The organism is Qipengyuania sp. NPDC077410 (assembly GCF_044543405.1).
GTDB lineage: Bacteria > Pseudomonadota > Alphaproteobacteria > Sphingomonadales > Sphingomonadaceae > Qipengyuania > Qipengyuania pacifica.
Map to the genome: position 1 here is coordinate 725,372 of NZ_JBITWB010000001.1, position 17,826 is coordinate 743,197.

At 61.3% G+C, this 17,826-nt stretch carries 15 protein-coding genes; 9 read left to right on the plus strand and 6 right to left on the minus strand.

Annotated elements, in window-relative coordinates; all coding sequences use genetic code 11:
- Nucleotides 1–16: 16 nt before the first annotated feature.
- Nucleotides 17–2,773 (minus strand): TonB-dependent receptor, encoded by a 2,757-nt coding sequence (locus tag ACIGGE_RS03545; RefSeq protein ID WP_397489464.1) that lies wholly within the window; start codon nt 2,771–2,773, stop codon nt 17–19.
- Between the two features lie 304 nt (nt 2,774–3,077).
- Between ACIGGE_RS03545 and ACIGGE_RS03550 the strand changes: the two genes are divergently transcribed.
- The 3 genes from ACIGGE_RS03550 to ACIGGE_RS03560 all read left to right on the plus strand — a co-directional run bounded on the left by ACIGGE_RS03550 (nt 3,078) and on the right by ACIGGE_RS03560 (nt 7,148).
- A complete protein-coding gene (locus ACIGGE_RS03550; protein WP_103023861.1) occupies nt 3,078–4,115 on the plus strand; it encodes a LacI family DNA-binding transcriptional regulator in 1,038 nt (345 codons plus the stop codon).
- A 116-nt stretch (nt 4,116–4,231) separates the two neighbouring features.
- Nucleotides 4,232–5,764 (plus strand): MFS transporter, encoded by a 1,533-nt coding sequence (locus ACIGGE_RS03555; protein ID WP_397489924.1) that lies wholly within the window; start codon nt 4,232–4,234, stop codon nt 5,762–5,764.
- Nucleotides 5,757–7,148 carry an alpha-amylase family glycosyl hydrolase gene (locus ACIGGE_RS03560; RefSeq protein WP_397489465.1) on the plus strand — a complete coding sequence of 464 codons (1,392 nt, stop codon included), beginning with the start codon at nt 5,757–5,759 and terminating at the stop codon, nt 7,146–7,148. The genes ACIGGE_RS03555 and ACIGGE_RS03560 overlap by 8 nt, the downstream gene beginning before the upstream one ends.
- Nucleotides 7,149–7,472: 324 nt before the next feature.
- Here ACIGGE_RS03560 and ACIGGE_RS03565 read toward each other — a convergent pair whose 3' ends face one another.
- Together ACIGGE_RS03565 and ACIGGE_RS03570 are read right to left on the minus strand one after the other, a co-directional pair.
- On the minus strand, nt 7,473–7,811 hold the full coding sequence (locus tag ACIGGE_RS03565; protein ID WP_397489466.1) for an ArsR/SmtB family transcription factor: 339 nt from the start codon (nt 7,809–7,811) through the stop codon (nt 7,473–7,475).
- Nucleotides 7,808–8,476 (minus strand): peroxiredoxin, encoded by a 669-nt coding sequence (locus ACIGGE_RS03570; RefSeq protein WP_397489467.1) that lies wholly within the window; start codon nt 8,474–8,476, stop codon nt 7,808–7,810. The genes ACIGGE_RS03565 and ACIGGE_RS03570 overlap by 4 nt, the downstream gene beginning before the upstream one ends.
- A gap of 74 nt (nt 8,477–8,550) precedes the next feature.
- Between ACIGGE_RS03570 and ACIGGE_RS03575 the strand changes: the two genes are divergently transcribed.
- The 6 genes from ACIGGE_RS03575 to ACIGGE_RS03600 are packed head-to-tail and all read left to right on the plus strand — an operon-like array spanning nt 8,551 to nt 12,792.
- Entirely contained in the window at nt 8,551–9,480 is a 930-nt protein-coding gene (locus ACIGGE_RS03575; RefSeq protein ID WP_397489469.1) for an MBL fold metallo-hydrolase, read from the plus strand.
- The gene (locus tag ACIGGE_RS03580) at nt 9,477–9,923 is read left to right on the plus strand and encodes a YeeE/YedE family protein (RefSeq protein ID WP_397489471.1); all 447 of its coding nucleotides are present in this window, start codon (nt 9,477–9,479) and stop codon (nt 9,921–9,923) included. Before ACIGGE_RS03575 ends, ACIGGE_RS03580 begins: the two co-directional genes overlap by 4 nt.
- Nucleotides 9,923–10,342: a DUF6691 family protein gene (locus ACIGGE_RS03585; RefSeq protein ID WP_397489472.1), complete on the plus strand. Its 420-nt coding sequence runs from the start codon at nt 9,923–9,925 to the stop codon at nt 10,340–10,342. The genes ACIGGE_RS03580 and ACIGGE_RS03585 overlap by 1 nt, the downstream gene beginning before the upstream one ends.
- Nucleotides 10,339–10,752 (plus strand): TIGR01244 family sulfur transferase, encoded by a 414-nt coding sequence (locus tag ACIGGE_RS03590; RefSeq protein WP_196847205.1) that lies wholly within the window; start codon nt 10,339–10,341, stop codon nt 10,750–10,752. The genes ACIGGE_RS03585 and ACIGGE_RS03590 overlap by 4 nt, the downstream gene beginning before the upstream one ends.
- 24 nt (nt 10,753–10,776) lie before the next feature.
- Nucleotides 10,777–12,009, plus strand: a complete 1,233-nt coding sequence (locus tag ACIGGE_RS03595) for an FAD-dependent oxidoreductase (RefSeq protein ID WP_397489473.1) — start codon at nt 10,777–10,779, stop codon at nt 12,007–12,009.
- A 6-nt stretch (nt 12,010–12,015) separates the two neighbouring features.
- Entirely contained in the window at nt 12,016–12,792 is a 777-nt protein-coding gene (locus ACIGGE_RS03600; RefSeq protein WP_397489474.1) for a sulfite exporter TauE/SafE family protein, read from the plus strand.
- Between the two features lie 711 nt (nt 12,793–13,503).
- On the opposite strand, the gene ACIGGE_RS03605 is transcribed toward ACIGGE_RS03600, so the two are convergent.
- The 3 genes from ACIGGE_RS03605 to ACIGGE_RS03615 are packed head-to-tail and all read right to left on the minus strand — an operon-like array spanning nt 13,504 to nt 17,824.
- Nucleotides 13,504–14,460, minus strand: coding sequence for a formylglycine-generating enzyme family protein (locus ACIGGE_RS03605; protein ID WP_397489475.1), 957 nt, complete (start codon nt 14,458–14,460; stop codon nt 13,504–13,506).
- Nucleotides 14,460–16,244, minus strand: coding sequence for an arylsulfatase (locus ACIGGE_RS03610; RefSeq protein WP_397489476.1), 1,785 nt, complete (start codon nt 16,242–16,244; stop codon nt 14,460–14,462). The genes ACIGGE_RS03605 and ACIGGE_RS03610 overlap by 1 nt, the downstream gene beginning before the upstream one ends.
- Nucleotides 16,244–17,824, minus strand: a complete 1,581-nt coding sequence (locus tag ACIGGE_RS03615) for a sulfatase (RefSeq protein ID WP_397489477.1) — start codon at nt 17,822–17,824, stop codon at nt 16,244–16,246. Before ACIGGE_RS03615 ends, ACIGGE_RS03610 begins: the two co-directional genes overlap by 1 nt.
- Between the last annotated feature and the right edge of the window lie 2 nt (nt 17,825–17,826).

Here is a 17,826-nt window from a genome sequence, read left to right on the forward strand (position 1 = left end):
CTTTCCGGGAGAAACACTAGAACTTGTACGTGAACCCGGCCAGGAAACGGCGGCCGTATTCCTGATAGTCGATTACCGCGCGTGGTTCGGGCACGTCAAACTGCGAAACGAAAGGTGCATTGGTCAAATTCTGGCCCTGGATGTAGAGCGAAAGGCCTTCGAGCGCGCTACCCGACTGGAATTCGTAACCGATCTGCGCATCGAAGATGGTTTCCGCTCGCGCCAGGCGGCGTGTCGGCGATCCTCCGAAACCGGTAAAGTCGGCCAGGAACTCGGACCGGTACCGCACGCTGCCGCGCGCGCTGAAGCCGTTGAGATCGTAATAGAGCGTGCCGTTGGCGACCCATTCGGAATATCCCGGGATCTGGTCGGTATCGCCGTTCGCATTCTCGACCTTGGTCTTCGTGTAGCCCGCCCCGCCGGTAACGCCGAAGCCGTTGAGCGCACCGGTGAAGACATCGAACGGCACCGTCGCGGCCAGTTCGACGCCGTAGAAATTGCCGCCGCCCGTGTTCACTTCGGAATCGAGGAAACCGATCGTGGTGGCCGGGGTCTGCCCGGCCGGCTGCGGGAACGGTGCGTAGTCGAAGATCACGCGAGACCCGTCAATATAGCTGACCAGATCCTTGTAGAAGACCTGCGCCGCGACCACCCCGGCGCCCCCGGCGAAATATTTTTCTATATTCAAATCGACAGCATTGGCACGATAGGGGCGCAGCAGCGGATTACCGCCGCCGCCACTGATGAAGGGCGCTTCGCCCGTCGGACTTTCACCCGCATTGTTATTGATGCCGTAGCTGATAGCGACACGCAGGTCGTCGAGTTGCGGGCGCTGGATCTGGCGGCTGGCGGCCACACGGAACACCCATCCACTATCCGTGCGCAGAGACAGGTTGGCACTGGGCAGGACGTCCCAGTAATTATCGCCGAGCGAAAGATCGACGCGGTCTGCCGCGCCGTCGCCATCGATATCGGCGAATGCGACACCGGTCGAATTCTGTTCGGTATTGATTGCCTGCACGCCGACATTCCCGGTCAGCACGCCCAGGCCCATTTCCTGCTCGATATCGAGCTGCAGATATGCGGTCATCAGCTTTTCGGTGATGCCGTAGGCCTTGGCCGGAACGTCGTTCGACGGGTTGGGATCGAGCACAAGCGTGCCGTCCGCGATCAGGTCGCGCACATCGTAGCTGACGATCGGGCCTAGACCGAGATAGCCAAGGTCGGTCTCGCGCAGCAGCGCGCTATTCGGGATGGCCACTTCGGTCGCGCCGTTTGCGGGGGACACGAAAAATTCGTCCGGAGTGAGGTTCTTGGATCGATCAGTATAGGCGAGGCCGAAATTGATCTTGGAGAAGAAGCCACCCAACTCCTTGCCCACGCCTAGACGATACTGGAACAGCTCATCTTCCACGATACGGTCATTGTAATATCCCGCCTGGATCCGGTCGCCGCCCCAGCCGAGCGGATCGGTCAGCACGATCAGGTTCGGATCTCTGTAATCGAGCGTAGGTGAAAAGCTGGTACCTTCTGTCCCAGAGATGAAATCGATCGTATCGGTCGCACCCACTCCGGCGCCGTAACCGGTACCCGAGTAGCTTTCGATGCTGAGTTCTTCACGGTCGGTGCGCGAATAGCCGAAATCGAAGAAGGCATTCCAGCCGTCATTGCCTTGGTAGTCGAGATTGATGCCGCCCGAATAAAGATCGGCCTTGCGCTGGAATACGTCATTGCGAACCACGCCCTCGACGTTTTCGAACGTGCCCGCCTCGGCAAAACCGCCGAATGGGCCATCGACCACGGTGGTATTCGTGGGCGCACCGTTGAAGCCCAGAGGCAGTTCGATTCCGCGCTTGGACTGATCGTCGTCGAAGTTGGAATAGAAGCCGTCGACCGTAACCATGAAAGTCGGGCTGGCTTCGAACTGCACCGTGCCGTTGACGCCGAAGCGCTTGAGTTGAGTGGAGGTGACGAAGCTCTTGTTACCGCCGATCACGAAGGGATTGCCTGTCGTTCCGTCACCGGCATAGCCCCAAGCGTTGAATTCCTGCAGTTGATAGGGCTCGTCGGTATAGGCGGCTGCCAGCGCCACGCCCAGCGTATCGTCGGCGAACTGGTCGACAAAGGTCGCATTTACACGGTAGCCGAATTCCTTCGACCCGGCATTGAGCGTGCCCAGATCGGCATAGGACCCCTTCGCACCGACAGCTAGGATACGTTCGTCTGCCTCGAGCGGACGGATGGTACGCACATCGATCGTCCCGACGAGGCCCTGGCCGATAAGGCTGGCCGATGGTGTCTTGTAAACATTGACTTGGTTGACGACTTCGGAAGGGTATTGGTCAAATTCGACCGCCCGGTTGTCGCCGGTCGAGGTCTGTTCGCGCCCGTTCAGCAGCGTCTGGGAGAAGTCGGGGCCGAGCCCGCGAATGGCGATGACGTTTGCGCGGCCGTTGAGGCGCTGCGAAGTGACGCCAGGCAGGCGGGCGATCGATTCCCCGATGGAATCGTCGGGCAGTTTGCCAATGTCTTCTGCCGTTACCGATTCCAGGATCAGGTCGCTGTTGCGCTTGGTGCTGACCGAAGTCGCCAGCGACTCGCGAAAGCCGGAAACGATGATAACATCGTCGGATTGCGCATCGGCGTCCGCTTCCGCCTCGACATCGACGTTCGGATCGACGTCCTGCGCGACTGCCGGTGTCGCCATCGCGGCCAGCGAAACGGCAAATGCCGACATGCTGACGGTGGCGGTAAATCTGTTGCGATTTGCCATTTCAAAGCTCTCCCCAAAAGGCCCGGAACCGTTCTCGGTTGCCTGGGCCGCAGTCCAATTCTCGACAGGTCCTGCGTGGTGCAAACCACCTGTACGGCGCTGGCATATGTCGGGATCGGCAAGTCGCGATAGACAGCATACGTATGTGATTGCGCCGCAACACGGCTTGGTGCAATTTTGCCATAGCCTCGCCAAAATAGCCGATCCCCGCGGGACCCGAGCGCTTCAAGTTGCCTGTCCCGTTCCGTGTACCTATGGTCGCGGGCGAAATAGTATGGGAGCACTGCCCCGGAGGAGGAGAGCGATGGGTCGAAAGCCGACGGGTCGGCCGACCAGTTTCGATATCGCCTATGCCGCAGGGGTATCGCAGCCCACGGTGAGCCGCGCGCTCCGCGGCGACAAATCGGTCAGCGCCAATACCCGGGCAAGGATCGAAGCCATCGCTCGCGATCTCAATTATACGGTCGACAAGAACGCCTCGTCATTGCGTAGCCAGAGGTCGAATACGATCGCGCTGCTGTTTTTCGAAGACCCGACTCCCGACGAGAGCATGATCAACCCATTCTTCCTCGCGATGCTCGGCTCGATCACCCGGGCCTGCGCCGACCGCGGTCTAGACCTGTTGATATCGTTCCAGCGCATGGAGGATGACTGGCACGTCCAGTACCAAGACAGCCACCGTGCCGACGGGCTGATCCTGCTGGGCTATGGCGATTACACCAAATACCGCGAAAGAATGGAGCAGCTCGTCCGACAGGGCACGCATTTCGCGCGCTGGGGTTCGGTTTCGAGCGACACGAGCGGCGTCACGGTCGGGACGGATAACGTCACCGCCGGCAAGCTCGCCGGTCGGCACCTGATTGAGAGTGGACGACGGCGCATTGCTTTTCTCGGCCATGCCGACGACCACTATCCGGAATTTGCCGGCCGGTACCGTGGGTTGCTGGAAGCAATGCAGGACGGGGGAATCGCAAAAGACGCGGCGCTCCAGTTCGATGCGCTGACAACCGAAGAAGAGGGCTGGACTGCCGCGAAAGGCCTGCTCGACAGCGGCGCACAATTCGATGCGATTTTCGCGGCCAGCGACTTGATCGCCATTGGCGCAATGCGGGCTCTGGCCGAGGCCGGCCGCCGCGTTCCGCAGGACGTCGCGGTGGTCGGTTTCGACGATATCCCCGCGGCCAGCCTCACGACCCCCCCGTTGACCACGGTGATGCAGGACATTCGCGGCGCGGGGCAGGCGCTTGTCGAGACGCTGCTGGCACAGATCGAGGGACGCGACCTCCCCCCGCGAAAACTCCCTGGAAAGCTGGTTGTGCGCGGCAGCAGCGGTAGAACTTAGCGGGCCAGCGTATTCGTATACGCACTTGGCGCGGACAGCGCGCCGTGCCAGCGTTCGTCACGAGCAATGCTGCAGCGGGCACAAAGACCGGCGTGGCCAGGGACGAGGGACTTCGCATGACGCAGGCGTTGCGGGAAAAACCGCGCCAGAATTTCGCCGGGCTGTGGAATATCAGCTTCGGGTTTTTCGGCATCCAGATCGGCTTCGCACTACAGAATTCAAACATGAGCCGCGTCTTCCAGACGCTGGGATCGAGCATCGACGACCTGCCCGCACTGTGGGTGGCGGCACCGCTTACCGGCCTGCTCGTGCAGCCGATCATCGGCCACCTTTCGGACCGCACCTGGAATCGCCTCGGGCGCCGCCGCCCCTATTTCCTCACCGGGGCCATCCTGTCCGCCATTGCACTGTTCCTGATGCCGTTGAGTCCCGCTTTCGGCGCTCCACTGTTATTCGCCGCAGCAATGCTCTGGATGCTCGATGCGTCTCTCAACATCTCGATGGAGCCCTTCCGCGCATTTGTCGGAGACATGCTGCATGCCGATCAGCACGCCGCCGGCTATGCGGTGCAGACAGCCTTCATCGGCGCAGGTGCCGTGGTGGGATCGATCTTCCCCTGGCTTCTCGAACAGGCCGGCGTCAGCAACGTGGCGCCGGACGGAGGTATCCCGGATACGGTTAAGTTGAGCTTCTGGGGCGGCAGCCTCGCGCTCTTCTCGGCGGTCATGTGGACCATCGTCACGACGAAGGAATACAGTCCGGACGAGCAGGCGGCCTTTGCAAGCGGAGAGGTCGATCCGCCAACGCAGCCGGTCCGCGCGCTTGCCAGCAAGAGTTATGTCGGCAGCACCCTCTGGGTGGTTGCAGGTCTGCTTGCGGTCCTCGCCGTCGACGCTCTCGGGCTCGAGAAAGAAGTCCTTTTGCTCGGCGCCTTGCTGATTGCCTACGGCTTTCTGAGCGCAATCGGGATCTCGCTCGCCAAGCGGGGCAGGACCGCCAACATGCTCTCCAACATCGTAGGCGACTTCTCAGGGATGCCCGAAGTCATGAAACGCCTGGCGCTGGTGCAATTCTTCAGCTGGTCGGCGCTTTTCATCATGTGGATCAACACCACGCCGATCGTCACACAATATGTCTTCGGCAGCACCGATACCGCGAGCTTCGCCTACAACGAGGGCGCAAACTGGGTGAACGTGCTCTTCACAGTCTATAACGGCGTTGCCGCCATCGCCGCCCTTGCGCTTCTACCCGCGATGAGCCGCCGCCTCGGCCAAGTCACGACCCATTCAATTTGCCTGACGCTTGGCGCTGCGGGCTTTCTGATGTTCTTCTTCGTGCGCGATGCCGGGGCATTGCTGCTGGCGGAGGTGGGCATCGGCATCGCGTGGGCCAGCATCCTGGCCATGCCCTACGCCATTCTCGCCAGCAACCTTCCGCAGGCAAAGCTGGGCATATTCATGGGCCTGTTCAACGTGTTCGTCGTTGTCCCGCAGCTGCTGGTTGCGACCGTCATGGGTAGTATCATGCAGGCGTACTTTCCGGGCGAGCCGGTGTGGACCATGCTGTTTGCGGCGGCGAGCTGGCTGATCGCGGCGCTGGCCATGCAGCGCGTGCAAGCCGCGATCCCTTCGGAGAAATCCCATGCATAGGCTCGTCGCTACCGCTGCGGCGCTAGCCATTCTCGCAAGCGGGATAGACGCGCGTGCCGACGCTCCCTCGCCGCCCGGTTGGGAAGCCCGGGACAAGGTGACACTGGCGCACCCCGAATGGGCCCGCAACGCAGTGCTCTACCAGATCAATACCCGCCAGTTCACAGCCGAAGGAACCTTCGCCGCTGCCATGCAGGAACTGCCGCGCCTCAAGGAGCTGGGCGTCGATATTCTCTGGCTCATGCCGATCCACCCGATCGGCGCGGAACACCGCAAGGGCACCCTTGGCAGCCCCTATTCCGTGCAGGACTATTACGCGGTGAACCCCGAATTGGGTACCGAGGAGGACTTTCGCGCCTTCGTCGATGCCGCACATACGCAGGGCTTCAAGGTGATCCTCGACCTCGTCGCCAACCACACCGCCTGGGACAACGAACTCGCAAAGCAGCATCCCGACTGGTACGAGAAAGACTGGAAGGGCGACTTCCGCCCGACCCCCTGGTGGGACTGGTCCGACATCATCGACCTCGACTGGTCCAAGCCCGGCGTGCGCGAGCATGTTGGCGGGGCCATGGAATATTGGGTCCGCGAGTTTGGCGTCGACGGATATCGCGCCGACGTGGCGGGTTACGTCCCGCTCGATTTCTGGGAGACCGCGCGGGCGCGGCTCGACGCGATCAGGCCGGTCTTCATGCTTGGCGAGGTGCAGCAGGCCGCCTTTCACTACGCCGCCTTCGATGCGACCTATGCTTGGGACTGGCACAACACGTCGAAGAACGTCGCGAAAGGCAAGGGCGATGCGACCAGCTTCTACGGCTATTATGCCGAGAACGAGAGCCTGTGGCCGCGCCAGGCCATGCGCATGACTTATATCGAGAACCACGACAGCAACGCGTGGGAAGGCACGACGCAGGAGAATTACGGGGCCGCACTCGATGCGATGACCGTGCTTTCCTTCACCGGCGAAGGCCTGCCGCTGATCCATAACGGAATGGAAGCCTGCAACGCGAAGAGGCTCGAATTCTTCGAACGCGATCCCATCGACTGGGGCCGTGGCGAAGATTGTGCCTATGGCGATCTGCTCAAGAACCTGATTGCCTTCCGCAAGGCCAATCCGGCGCTCGCCAACGGTCAATGGGGCGCACGCATGCACAAGTTGGAAACCGACCGTCCCAAGCAGGTCTTCGCATGGGTGCGGACGGCGGGCAAAAACCGGGTCGTCGCTTTCTTCAACTTCGGCGATAAGCCGGTGACGGTCACGCCCACAAGCGCGCTTGCCGATGGGACTTATGAGCGGTTCGGCACTTCCGAGCGAATAGTCCTGCGAGAAGGGCGGGAGCTTCGTCTGCCCGGGTGGGGCTATCTGCTCCTGGCCCGCAATTGAAAACGCGATCGGTTGGGCCCCATCGAATCCGCTTCTAGTGATACTCGGCGGTAGAAGAACGGGCCGCGCTTTCCTGTCCGATAGTGAATATACCACCTGAGTTGCCGTCAGATCGGCAGTTACTACCGTATCGTCTAAAGCTGCTGCTTACTTAATGGCCGTTTTCTCTGTGACAGACGTCAAAAGCGGACCAACAGCAAACGGCCCACTTCTGGACGCCACCGACGCTGCCACTATTGTAAATCTATAAACCTAGAGCACAAAATAGGGCCGAATCCATTGCGCATAAAGAAGACCCTGGACGTCATCCAATGATGAACGAATTCACCCCAGTTTGGCAAAGTTGGCCACCCCCGGTGCCGGCTGTCGCGAGTGGCGTATCGGGGCGGGAGACGGCCCGCCAAGCCCCCCTGCCGCATCGACAACCTTCGAAAGCCTGTCCTCATCGATCCGGTAATAGACAAGCTTGGCATCCTTGCGGGTCTTCACCAGGCCCGCGTTGCGAAGGACCGCCAGTTGCTGTGATAGCGTCGGCTGCCCAATCTCGGCTGCGTCGTCGATCTCTCCGACATTGCGCTCGGTCCCGGTCAGCGCCTGCATGATACGCAAGCGCACTGGGTGCGCGAGGGCCTTCAAGACATCGACTAACTCATCTTCGGTCATTTGCGAGCCCCTCGCTTGGTTTCCTTCATGAACCAGTCGGTCTGGCCCTTGGCGGAGAATACCGTATCCAGCGATGCGTCGGGCTGAGCCAATAGGGCTTCTCCGGGCGCCCAGTTTGCAGGGGCCAGGACTGGCCCGTTGTCTACTGCCTGAAGAGCATCGAGCGTTCGCAACATCTCCGGGGTCGAACGGCCCACATTGGCAGGATAGCAGGTCATTGCACGGATCACCCCGCTCGGGTCGATGAAGAACGTCGTGCGCACCGTCGCGCTGTCATTATCGTTCGGCGCGACCATGCCATAGGCTCGCCCAATCACGAGCGTCGGGTCCTCAACGATCGGAAAACGCACCTCGACGTCATAACGATCGCGGATCAGCCGCAGCCATGCGAAGTGCGAAAAAAGGCTGTCGACGGAAAGCGCCATCAGAGCGCAGTCGCGCGCTTCGAACTCGCCCGCTGCCTCAGCCAAAGCGACGAACTCGGTCGTGCATACCGGCGTGAAATCGGCCGGGTGCGAGAACAGGATCAACCACCGCCCCCGGTAATCGGAAAGGCGAACATCTCCTGTCGTGCTTCGCGCAGAGAAGTCTGGCGCCCCATCTCCGATACGCAGTCCCGCGCATGGCGCTGCGCGCTCACCATCGGCTTTGATCGTGTCTGTCATCGGACCCTCATACCACTTGACAGACCAATAGCAACACATATAAACAGTTTATGTAATTGAATGGAGATGCCGCTATGGCCGGAGATCAAAGCCTCAATCGCGCCACTGCACAGATCGAACGCGCGCAAGCCGACAAATGCCTGCGCCCCTCGATTGCAGGATTTTTCGACGAAGCGACGAATACCGTGTCGTATGTCGTTCACGACCCTAAGACGGATGAAGCGGCGATCATCGATTCGGTTCTGGACTTCGAGGCGGCGTCAGGACGCACCTCGAACGGCTCGGCAGACCGGATTATCGAGTATGTCACTTCTAATAATCTTAAAGTGACATGGCTGATCGAAACGCACGCGCATGCCGATCATATTTCGGCTGCGCCCTATCTGCAGGAACGGCTGGGCGGTAAGCTGGCTATCGGACGCGACATCATCCGTGTGCAGGAGGTGTTCGGCAAGCTCTTCAATGCGGGTACCGATTTCGAACGTGATGGATCGCAGTTCGACAAGCTCTTCGAGGATGGTGAGACTTTCAAAATCGGCCAGCTCGAAGGCATTGCTCTGCACGTGCCCGGTCACACCCCTGCCGATATGGCATTCATTATCGGTGATGCCGCGTTCGTAGGCGATACCATCTTCATGCCGGACTTCGGGACCGCACGCGCCGATTTCCCCGGCGGTGACGCGGGACAACTGTTCCGTTCGATCCGTCGGCTGCTTTCCCTTCCGGACGAGACACGACTGTTCCTGTGCCACGACTACAAGGCGCCGGGACGCGACGAATATGCCTGGGAGACGACCGTCAAGCAGCAGCGCGAGGAGAATGTGCATGTGAAGGATGGCGTCACCGAAGAGGACTTCGTCGCCATGCGGACCGACCGCGACAAGACGCTCTCCATGCCCAAGCTGATCATGCCTTCGGTGCAGGTCAACATCCGCGGTGGGCGGCTGCCTGACCCGGAAGAGAACGGCGTCAGCTACATCAAGATTCCGGTCAACGCGGTATGACGTTGCCCGGTTTTCCCGAAGCCGCACCCCTTGCCGGACTGGCGGGCGGAGTTCTGATCGGCCTTGCTGCGGCGGTCATGCTGCTGGGCCTTGGCAGGATCGCTGGCGTTTCCGGCCTTGCTGCCAAGGCAGTCGGGCTCGGCGGCAGCGGCATTGCAAGCGGCGGCGCATGGATGTTCGTCATCGGCCTGCCGCTGGGGGCGCTGATCGTGGTGCTGGCATCGGGCGGAATTAACGCCACCTTTGCGAGCCCGGCCACTCTTGCAATTGCCGGTCTCGTCGTTGGCATTGGCACGCGCCTTGGTAGCGGGTGCACCAGCGGACACGGCGTCTGTGGTGTTAGCCGCCTTTCGGCGCGATCGATAGTCGCCACGCTGACCTTCATGGCCACCGGCATTGCGACCGTCGCGATCATGAACGCACTCGGACTGGAGGGGCTGTGATGCGGACCGCCATAACCTCTCTTATCTCGGGCATTCTGTTTGGTGCGGGCCTCGCCCTTGGCGGCATGACCGATCCTGCCCGGGTGCGCGGCTTTCTCGACATCTTCGGTGACTGGGACCCCACGTTGGCCTTCGTGATGGGCGGTGCTGTCATCGTGATGGCGATCGCGTGGCGGATCGCGCCTCGCATGGCCGGGCCGCTGTTCACAGGCGAATTTCATTTGCCGACCAAGTCTGATCTCACCCCCCGCCTTATCGGCGGGGCAGCCCTGTTCGGTATTGGCTGGGGAATTGCCGGACTGTGTCCGGGCCCTGGAATTGCTGCTCTTGTGATCGAACCTGCGGCGGCCGCGATATTCGTTGTTGCGATGCTTGCAGGCATGGCTGTTGTCCGGCTTTTTGAAGGAGCATCGTCATGAAGCTCGCACATGTAAGCGAGACGTTCGCCGTCTCTCCTCAACTTAAACCCAGCGACATGCGCGGGCTTGCCGATGCTGGATTTAAGGGTGTGATCTGCAACAGGCCGGACGGCGAAGAGCCGAACCAGCCCACGGTCGCATCATTGCAAGACGCCGCCGAAGCCACCGGGTTGGACTTCCATCATATCCCGGTCTCGGGGGGCGAGTTTCCGCTGGTTGCGATCAAGGCTTTCGCCAAGATCCGCGGAGAAGCGGACGGCAAGGTGCTTGCCTTCTGCCGGACCGGCTCGCGCTCCATCACGCTCGATGCACTCGCCAACATCGAGAATGAAAGTGCTGACGAGCGCATCGAGCGCGCACAGCGCGCCGGCTACGATCTTTCCGGCTTGCGCGATCGGCTCGGCGAATAACGAAAACATATTGGAGAGTTTGTCATGGCCCGAAGCCTAAACCACGAAGTCGTTATCATCGGAGGCGGTTCGGCAGGGATCGCAACTGCATCATCGATGCTCAAGCGGCGTCCATCGCTCGACATCGCCATCGTCGAGCCGAGCGAGGATCATTACTACCAGCCCGGCTGGACGATGGTCGGCGGGGGCGTTTTCGACGCACCTGCCACGCGCCGCACCACGGCGAGCGTGATGCCGAAGCAGGCAAAATGGCTCAAGCAAGCCGCCGCTTCCTTCCAGCCCGAAAGCAACCAAGTCACTCTCGCGGACGGCACTACGATCACCTACCGGGTTCTGATCGTCGCTCCGGGAATCCGGCTTGCCTGGGAAAAGATCGACGGTCTGGAGGAGGCGCTCGGCAAAAACGGCGTCACGTCCAATTATCGCTATGACCTTGCACCTTACACCTGGGAGCTGGTGCGCAACCTCAAATCGGGCCGCGCGATCTTCAGCCAACCGCCTATGCCCATCAAGTGTGCAGGCGCGCCGCAAAAGGCCATGTATCTGTCGTGTGATGCATGGTTGGAACGCGGCGTCCTCGGCGATATCGATGTCGAGTTTCGCAATGCCGGTGGTGTTCTGTTCGGCGTGAAGGAATACGTCCCGGCGCTGATGGAATACATCGAGAAATACGGCATCGACCTCAAACTCAACCAGACGCTCGCCGCGGTCGACGGCCCCGCTAAGAAAGCAGTCTTCAAGACCGAAGCCGGTGAGGAAACAGTCGACTTCGACATGCTTCATGCGGTTCCGCCGCAGGTTGCTCCGCAGTTTGTCGCCGACAGTCCCCTCGCCAATGCCGAGAGCGGCTTTGTCGATGTCAACAAACTTACGCTCCAGCACGTTCGCTATCCTAACGTTTTCGGCCTCGGAGACGCAGGATCGACACCGAATGCCAAGACGATGGCCGCCGCGCGCAAGCAGGCACCGATCGTGGCGGTCAATGCACTCACACAGCTCGATGCAAAGCAGCCCGTGGCCGACTACGATGGCTATGGCTCCTGCCCACTGACGGTCGAGCGTGGCAAAATCGTGCTCGCCGAATTCGGATATGACGGAAAGCTTCTGCCGAGTTTCCCGAAATGGCTGATCAACGGCACGCGACCGCGCAAGCTGAGCTGGCTTCTGAAGTCTGAGGCGCTGCCGTGGATTTACTGGAACGGCATGCTCAGGGGCCACGAATGGTTGGCCAAGCCGCATGCCAAGAAGGCAGCGTAACAGGACATGATCGACGCTCTGCATTTGGGACTTGGCGCACTATCTGGCGCACTTGTTGGATTTACCCTTGGCCTGGTAGGCGGTGGGGGCTCAATCCTTGCCGTTCCATTGATGGTCTATCTCGTTGGCGTAAAGAGCCCTCACATCGCCATCGGCACGAGCGCGCTGGCTGTCGCTGTCAATGCTGCTACCGGGTTGCTGCAGCACGCCCGCGACCTGAATGTGCGCTGGCGCTGCGGCTTCATGTATGCGGGCGCCGGCATCGTTGGCGCTTTGGCAGGATCGACACTGGGGAAGAACTTCGACGGCCAGAAGCTGCTGTTCCTGTTCGCTCTCCTGATGATCGTGGTCGGCGCGCTCATGCTCCGCAGCCGCAAGGCGGAAGGCACGCCGGGGGCTGCGTGCAATCGCCGCAACGCGCCCAAGGTTCTTGGATATGGGCTGGGCACAGGTGCTTTCAGTGGATTTTTCGGCATTGGCGGTGGCTTCCTGATCGTTCCGGGCCTGATTGCCTCGACCGATATGGTCATGATCAACGCGGTCGGAACAAGTCTGATCGCCGTCACGGCCTTTGGGCTCACTACGGCGGCGAACTATGCGCTGTCCGGGCTAGTCGATTGGGCGTTGGCAGCTGTCTTCATCCTCGGCGGTATCGGTGGAGGATATTTTGGAACGCGGCTGGCGAAAAGATTGTCGGGCGGCGGCCAACTCAAAACAGTCTTCGCTGGTCTCATCTTCGTGGTGGCGATCTATATGCTCTGGAAGAGTTGGAACGCGTTATGACCGCGATCTCTCGTAAAGATGCCCGCTGAATGAGATCGAAGCTCTGATCGCGTAGGGGATGGCGATTGCGAGAGTTGCCGCGAGATCAGGATATCCGAAAAGACCTCTTACCGCTGAAGTTACACGCTCCAGAAGTTCGAGCAGACGGAACGAGATTGTGCGCCTACGTGTCGCCCGCAAGTAGCTCCCGATAAAGTGGAGACGCAGCATTTGTGGGATTTCTGAAAGTCCGCTTAGTGTGCCTTCGTCAGAAGCGGACAGTCTCCAAGAGCCCCAGAAACTGTAATAAAGTTTCCACCACATTCCTGCCGAGTGAATCCGCAAATCCCAGAATTCTGCCAATTTTCGAAGATGGCGCACCCGACATCAATATGATGGGCACTCAGATCATTGGGAAATTTACATTAGGCGCGACAAATGAAGGCCGATCTTCAGCTTTCCTTCCGGACGATGGATATGCCCGGCAAATTTCTGAACACTGGACATCCCTGACGAAGGCAACATGTCCAACGTCGAGCTTATATTCGCCCCCCCTAAGCCGATCGCGGTCCACCAGCTCTAAGGGGCGGACTGCGAGTGATCTCACTAGCGCCAGAAAGCTCAGTGCAGGTGGCTTCTGCACTTTCATGAGTGATACCGGCGTACTGTCCGCGCCAATTTGTGGCAATTTCGACCGGCCATTCGCACAAGCTTAAAAGGACACGTTTCCCTTTATTGTGTTTTTCTAACGACGCATCGAAAACCGATGTGCGACGTGGCTGTATCGATCATTTCAGGGTGCCGGGCCGCCGGTCGATAGCGTTGGCAGTAGTTCGCCGCACACAGGTGGGAACCGCCCTTCAGGACTTTACGACCGATCCGGACGTCCGGCATCCCGGGATCAAAACTGTGCGACAGTCGGCCGCCGCGCGGATTTTCGAGCGTGCAGCAATTCTGCCCGCGCACCTTCTTGTTCGCCGTGATCGGGCGCTCGCTCCACCAGTCCTTCGTCCATTCCCAGACATTGCCGATAAGGTCGTGCAGGCCATAATCATTGGCCGGAAAAGCGCCGACAGGGGAGGTGCGCTCGTACCCGTCATCCAGCGTGTTCTCGTAGGGGAAATTGCCCTGCCAGAAGTTGGCGAGCATCTTGCCGTCGGGTGCCAGCGTATCGCCCCACGCGAACTCGGTACCGTCGAGACCGCCACGGGCGGCATATTCATGCTCGGCCTCGGTGGGCAGCGACTTGCCCGCCCATTTCGCGTAGGCGAGCGCATCCTCGTAGGCGACCTGGACCACCGGATGGTCCCACAGGCCCAGCGTATCGATATCTTCGCCCGGGCCGTAGGGATGGCGCCAGTCGGCCCCGAACACGAACTGCCACCAGTTCGCCGGATTGCGCAGGTCGACGGGGCCGGGTGCCTTGCGGAACACCAGCGCGCCGGCCTGCGCCATTTCGGGCAGCATGCCTGGATAAAGCTTCGGGTCGGGCGCCTTTTCCGCCAGCGTGACATACCCCGTCTGCTCGACGAAGTCGGCATACTGGCGGTTCGTCACCGGCGTCGTATCCATCCAGAAGTCGCTCACGCGCACTTTGCGAAGCGGCGCTTCCTCGGGATAGAATTTCTCCGATCCCATGGTGAAGGTGCCGCCTTCCACCAGGACCATGCCCGTTCGATCGCTGCTCATTATCCTTCCTTCCGGTCGCCGGTGTAGCTGTCGTCATAGCGATAGCGCGACCGCAGGTAGGCGGGGCCTTCGGAAAGGGGAAGCGCACCGTACCGCTTGGCCTCTTCCTGCCAGGCGTCCTGCATCATCCGCAGACGTTCGGGGAACCGCTGCGCGAGATTGTTGGTCTCGGCGGGATCGGCAGACAGGTCGAACAGCTCCCAGCGATCATCCTCGAACCGGGTGCCGGGGCGATGCATGCCAACGGCGCGCCACTTGCCGACCCGGATCGCACGATTCCCGCGCAGTTCGAAATACTGGACCGGGCGCGGGTCCGGGGCGAAGTTCGATCCGAAGGTCGGGGCAATAGACTGCCCCGCAACGGGCAGAACGGGGCTTCCGGCAGGATCGTGCGCCAGATCCGCCCCAGCGATGTCTGCAATCGTCGGGGCCAGATCGACGAAATCGATGCTCTGCCGCCTGATCTCGCCGCGCTGGGCGATACCGGCGGGCCAGGCGACGACCATCGGCACCCGGACCCCGCCCAGATAGGGCCAGCTCTTGTACCGGCGGAAGGGCGTGTCGCTCAGCATTGCCCAAGGGCGCTGGTATTCGATGTGGGTTTCCAGCAGCGCGTCGAGATCGTCGGCCAGCGCCGCTGCATCCGCCGGACGCGGCGGATAAAGGTGCCCGAAGCTTCCGGTCTGCCCCGCTTCCGCTGCCCCGCCATTATCCGACACGAGCATGAAAATCGTGTTGTCATAGCGGCCGGTGCGCTTCAGGTGATCGACCAGCCTTCCGATCTGCTCGTCCGCATGGGTCAGGAAACCGGCATAGATTTCCATGTAGCGGGCATAGACCTTGCGCTCGTCGTCGCTCAGATCGGCCCAGCGACGGTCGCCGCTGTTGCCGTCGGTCATCGCGGCGTCGGCGGGCATGATGCCGAGCGACTTCATCCGCGCCAGCCGTTCCTCGCGCAACACGTCCCAGCCACGGTCGAACCGGCCAGCGTAGCGATCCGCATATTCGCGCGGCACCTGCAACGGCGCATGCGTTGCGCCGAACGCCAGATAGAGGAAATACGGGTCTGCCTGCTCGACATTGTCGATCGCCGAGATCGATTCATCGACCAGCGCTGCGGAGAGGTGATAGTCCGGGTCCTGCGGCTGACCGATCGGTGCGTTCTGGCGATAGAGATCGGGCCGGTACTGGTCCGCCCAGCCCGCACGAAAACCGTAGAAGCGATCAAAGCCCATCTGGAGCGGGAAATGGGCATTATTGCCCTCGGTCCCGTCTTCCCACTCGGGCTCCAGGTGCCATTTTCCCATCGCGAAGGTGGCATAGCCGACATCGCGCAACCCTTCGGCGAGCGTGCGCGCCCCTTCGGGCATGACGCCCTGCACCACGTCCCCGGGCGCGGTCTGCTTGCGGGTGATCTCCTCGGCCGCCAGATCGGGCATGTTGACCGTGTGCGTGTTGCGCCCCGTCAGCAGCGATGCGCGCGAGGGCGAACAGATCGCCTTGGAATCGACCCCGGTGTAGCGCAGCCCGGCAGCGGCAAGCGCGTCGATATTCGGCGTCGCAATCTGCGATCCGAAGCAGCCGAGGTCCGAAAATCCTAGGTCGTCGAAGACGATCAGCACGACATCGGGCCGCTCCCGTCCCCCGCCCTGAACAGGACCGCGAGCCATCGGCGCAGCGCAGGCGCCGAGCATGGTGCTGGCGAGGAAAGCAGCCAGCAAGCGGCGGCGAGGTAGCCGGAATTGCGGGATCGCGCTCTCTGCGTTGCTACGCGGCTGATTCATCACGGATCGCTCGCAGCGTCGCATGCCTTGCCCACCGATTCAGGCAAATCGGGCGGCAGCTGCAGGCAGTCCCTAATGGCGTCGTATTCCAGGGTCGGGCGGATCGGCTCGATATCGTCCGGCAACATTGCGCTCAATTGGTCGAGGACATCCGCATGAGCGGGGTCGAGCGCAAGGTTGGTGGTTTCCTGACGATCGGCCTGTACGTCGTACAGTTCTTTGCGACCGTCCTTCCATTCGGTGTAGCGCCAATTGGCGAAGCGCACGCTGCGCGCACCGGCGATCTGCGTGAACGCGGGGCTATCCCACTGCGTTGTATCCGGGTCTTCGAGCAGCACCTTCAGGCTCTCGCCCTCGTTGCTCGCCATCTTCGGCAGGCCCGCAAGGTCGACGAGCGTTGGGTAGAGATCGACCAGCTCGACCAGGTTGTCGCTCTTGCGCCCGTTGCCCGCCATGCCCGGCGCACGAATGATCAGTGGTACCTTCGTCGCCTGTTCCCACAGGGCGTTCTTCATCCATTGATGATGCTCGCCGAGCAGGAAGCCGTGATCGCTGATGAAGACCACGATGGTGTTGGAATCGAGCCCCTGCTGTTTCAGGCTGGCGAGGATCCGGCCCACCTGCATGTCGACGTAGCTCGCCGATGCGTAATAGGCCCGGATGAAGCCGCGCTGTTCTTCCGGCGTCATCCCCAGATCGGGGCCACCCCAGGCGGCGGTGACATCGAAGGGTTCGGTCACATCGTCAACACTCGTGGTCTCAACGTCGGCCAGCGGGTAACGCCGGAAGAACTCTTCCGGCGTGATTTCGGGCGTGTGCGGGCGGTAGAAGCCTGCCGCGATGAAGAAGGGTTTGCCCTCGTCCTGACTGCGGTCGATCAGGCCTATGACATCGTCGGCAACCAAGCCGTCCGTATAGGAATTGACCGGGCCGTCTCCGGCAAGCCACCCGATGCGCGATCCGCGCCCAAGGCCCGGTGTCGCGTCGTTCAACTGCGGCTCCAGTTCGAGGTCGCGGCCTGCGGGATTGAGCGCGATGTCCCATGATGCCGGATCATCGGCGCCGGGCTTGCCGATGCCTTCGGGCACGCCCTGGTGAAATACCTTGCCCGATCGCGCCGTGAAATAGCCGTTTTCGCGGAAATACTGGGGCAGCGTGACGAGGTTGGGGATACGCTCACGAAGCGGCGTTCGCAGGTCGGTCACACCCACTGTCGAAGGCCTGAGCCCGCTGAGGAACGATGCACGGCTCGGCCCGCACCAGGGGAACTGGCTATAGGCCTCGTTGAAGGCGACGCCGTCGGCAGCGAGATTGTTGAGGTTGGGCGCGGCGATCGGACCGCCGAAGGTATCGAGCCGGGTGTTGAGATCGTCGGAGATGATCAGCAGCACGTTGGGCCGGGTGCTGGGGGCTTCGGCGGTTCGCGCTGCCTGGCTGGCGGCGGGGGCGGAGGGAACCTGCGCAACACCGATGTCGTGCGCAGGTGCACAAGCCTGCAAGCCAAGCAGCGCAGCGGCGGCCGCTCCCGCGAGCAGCCCCCTGCCCTTTCGGCGTCCGCGAAGGGTGTCGGGCCGTTTCATGC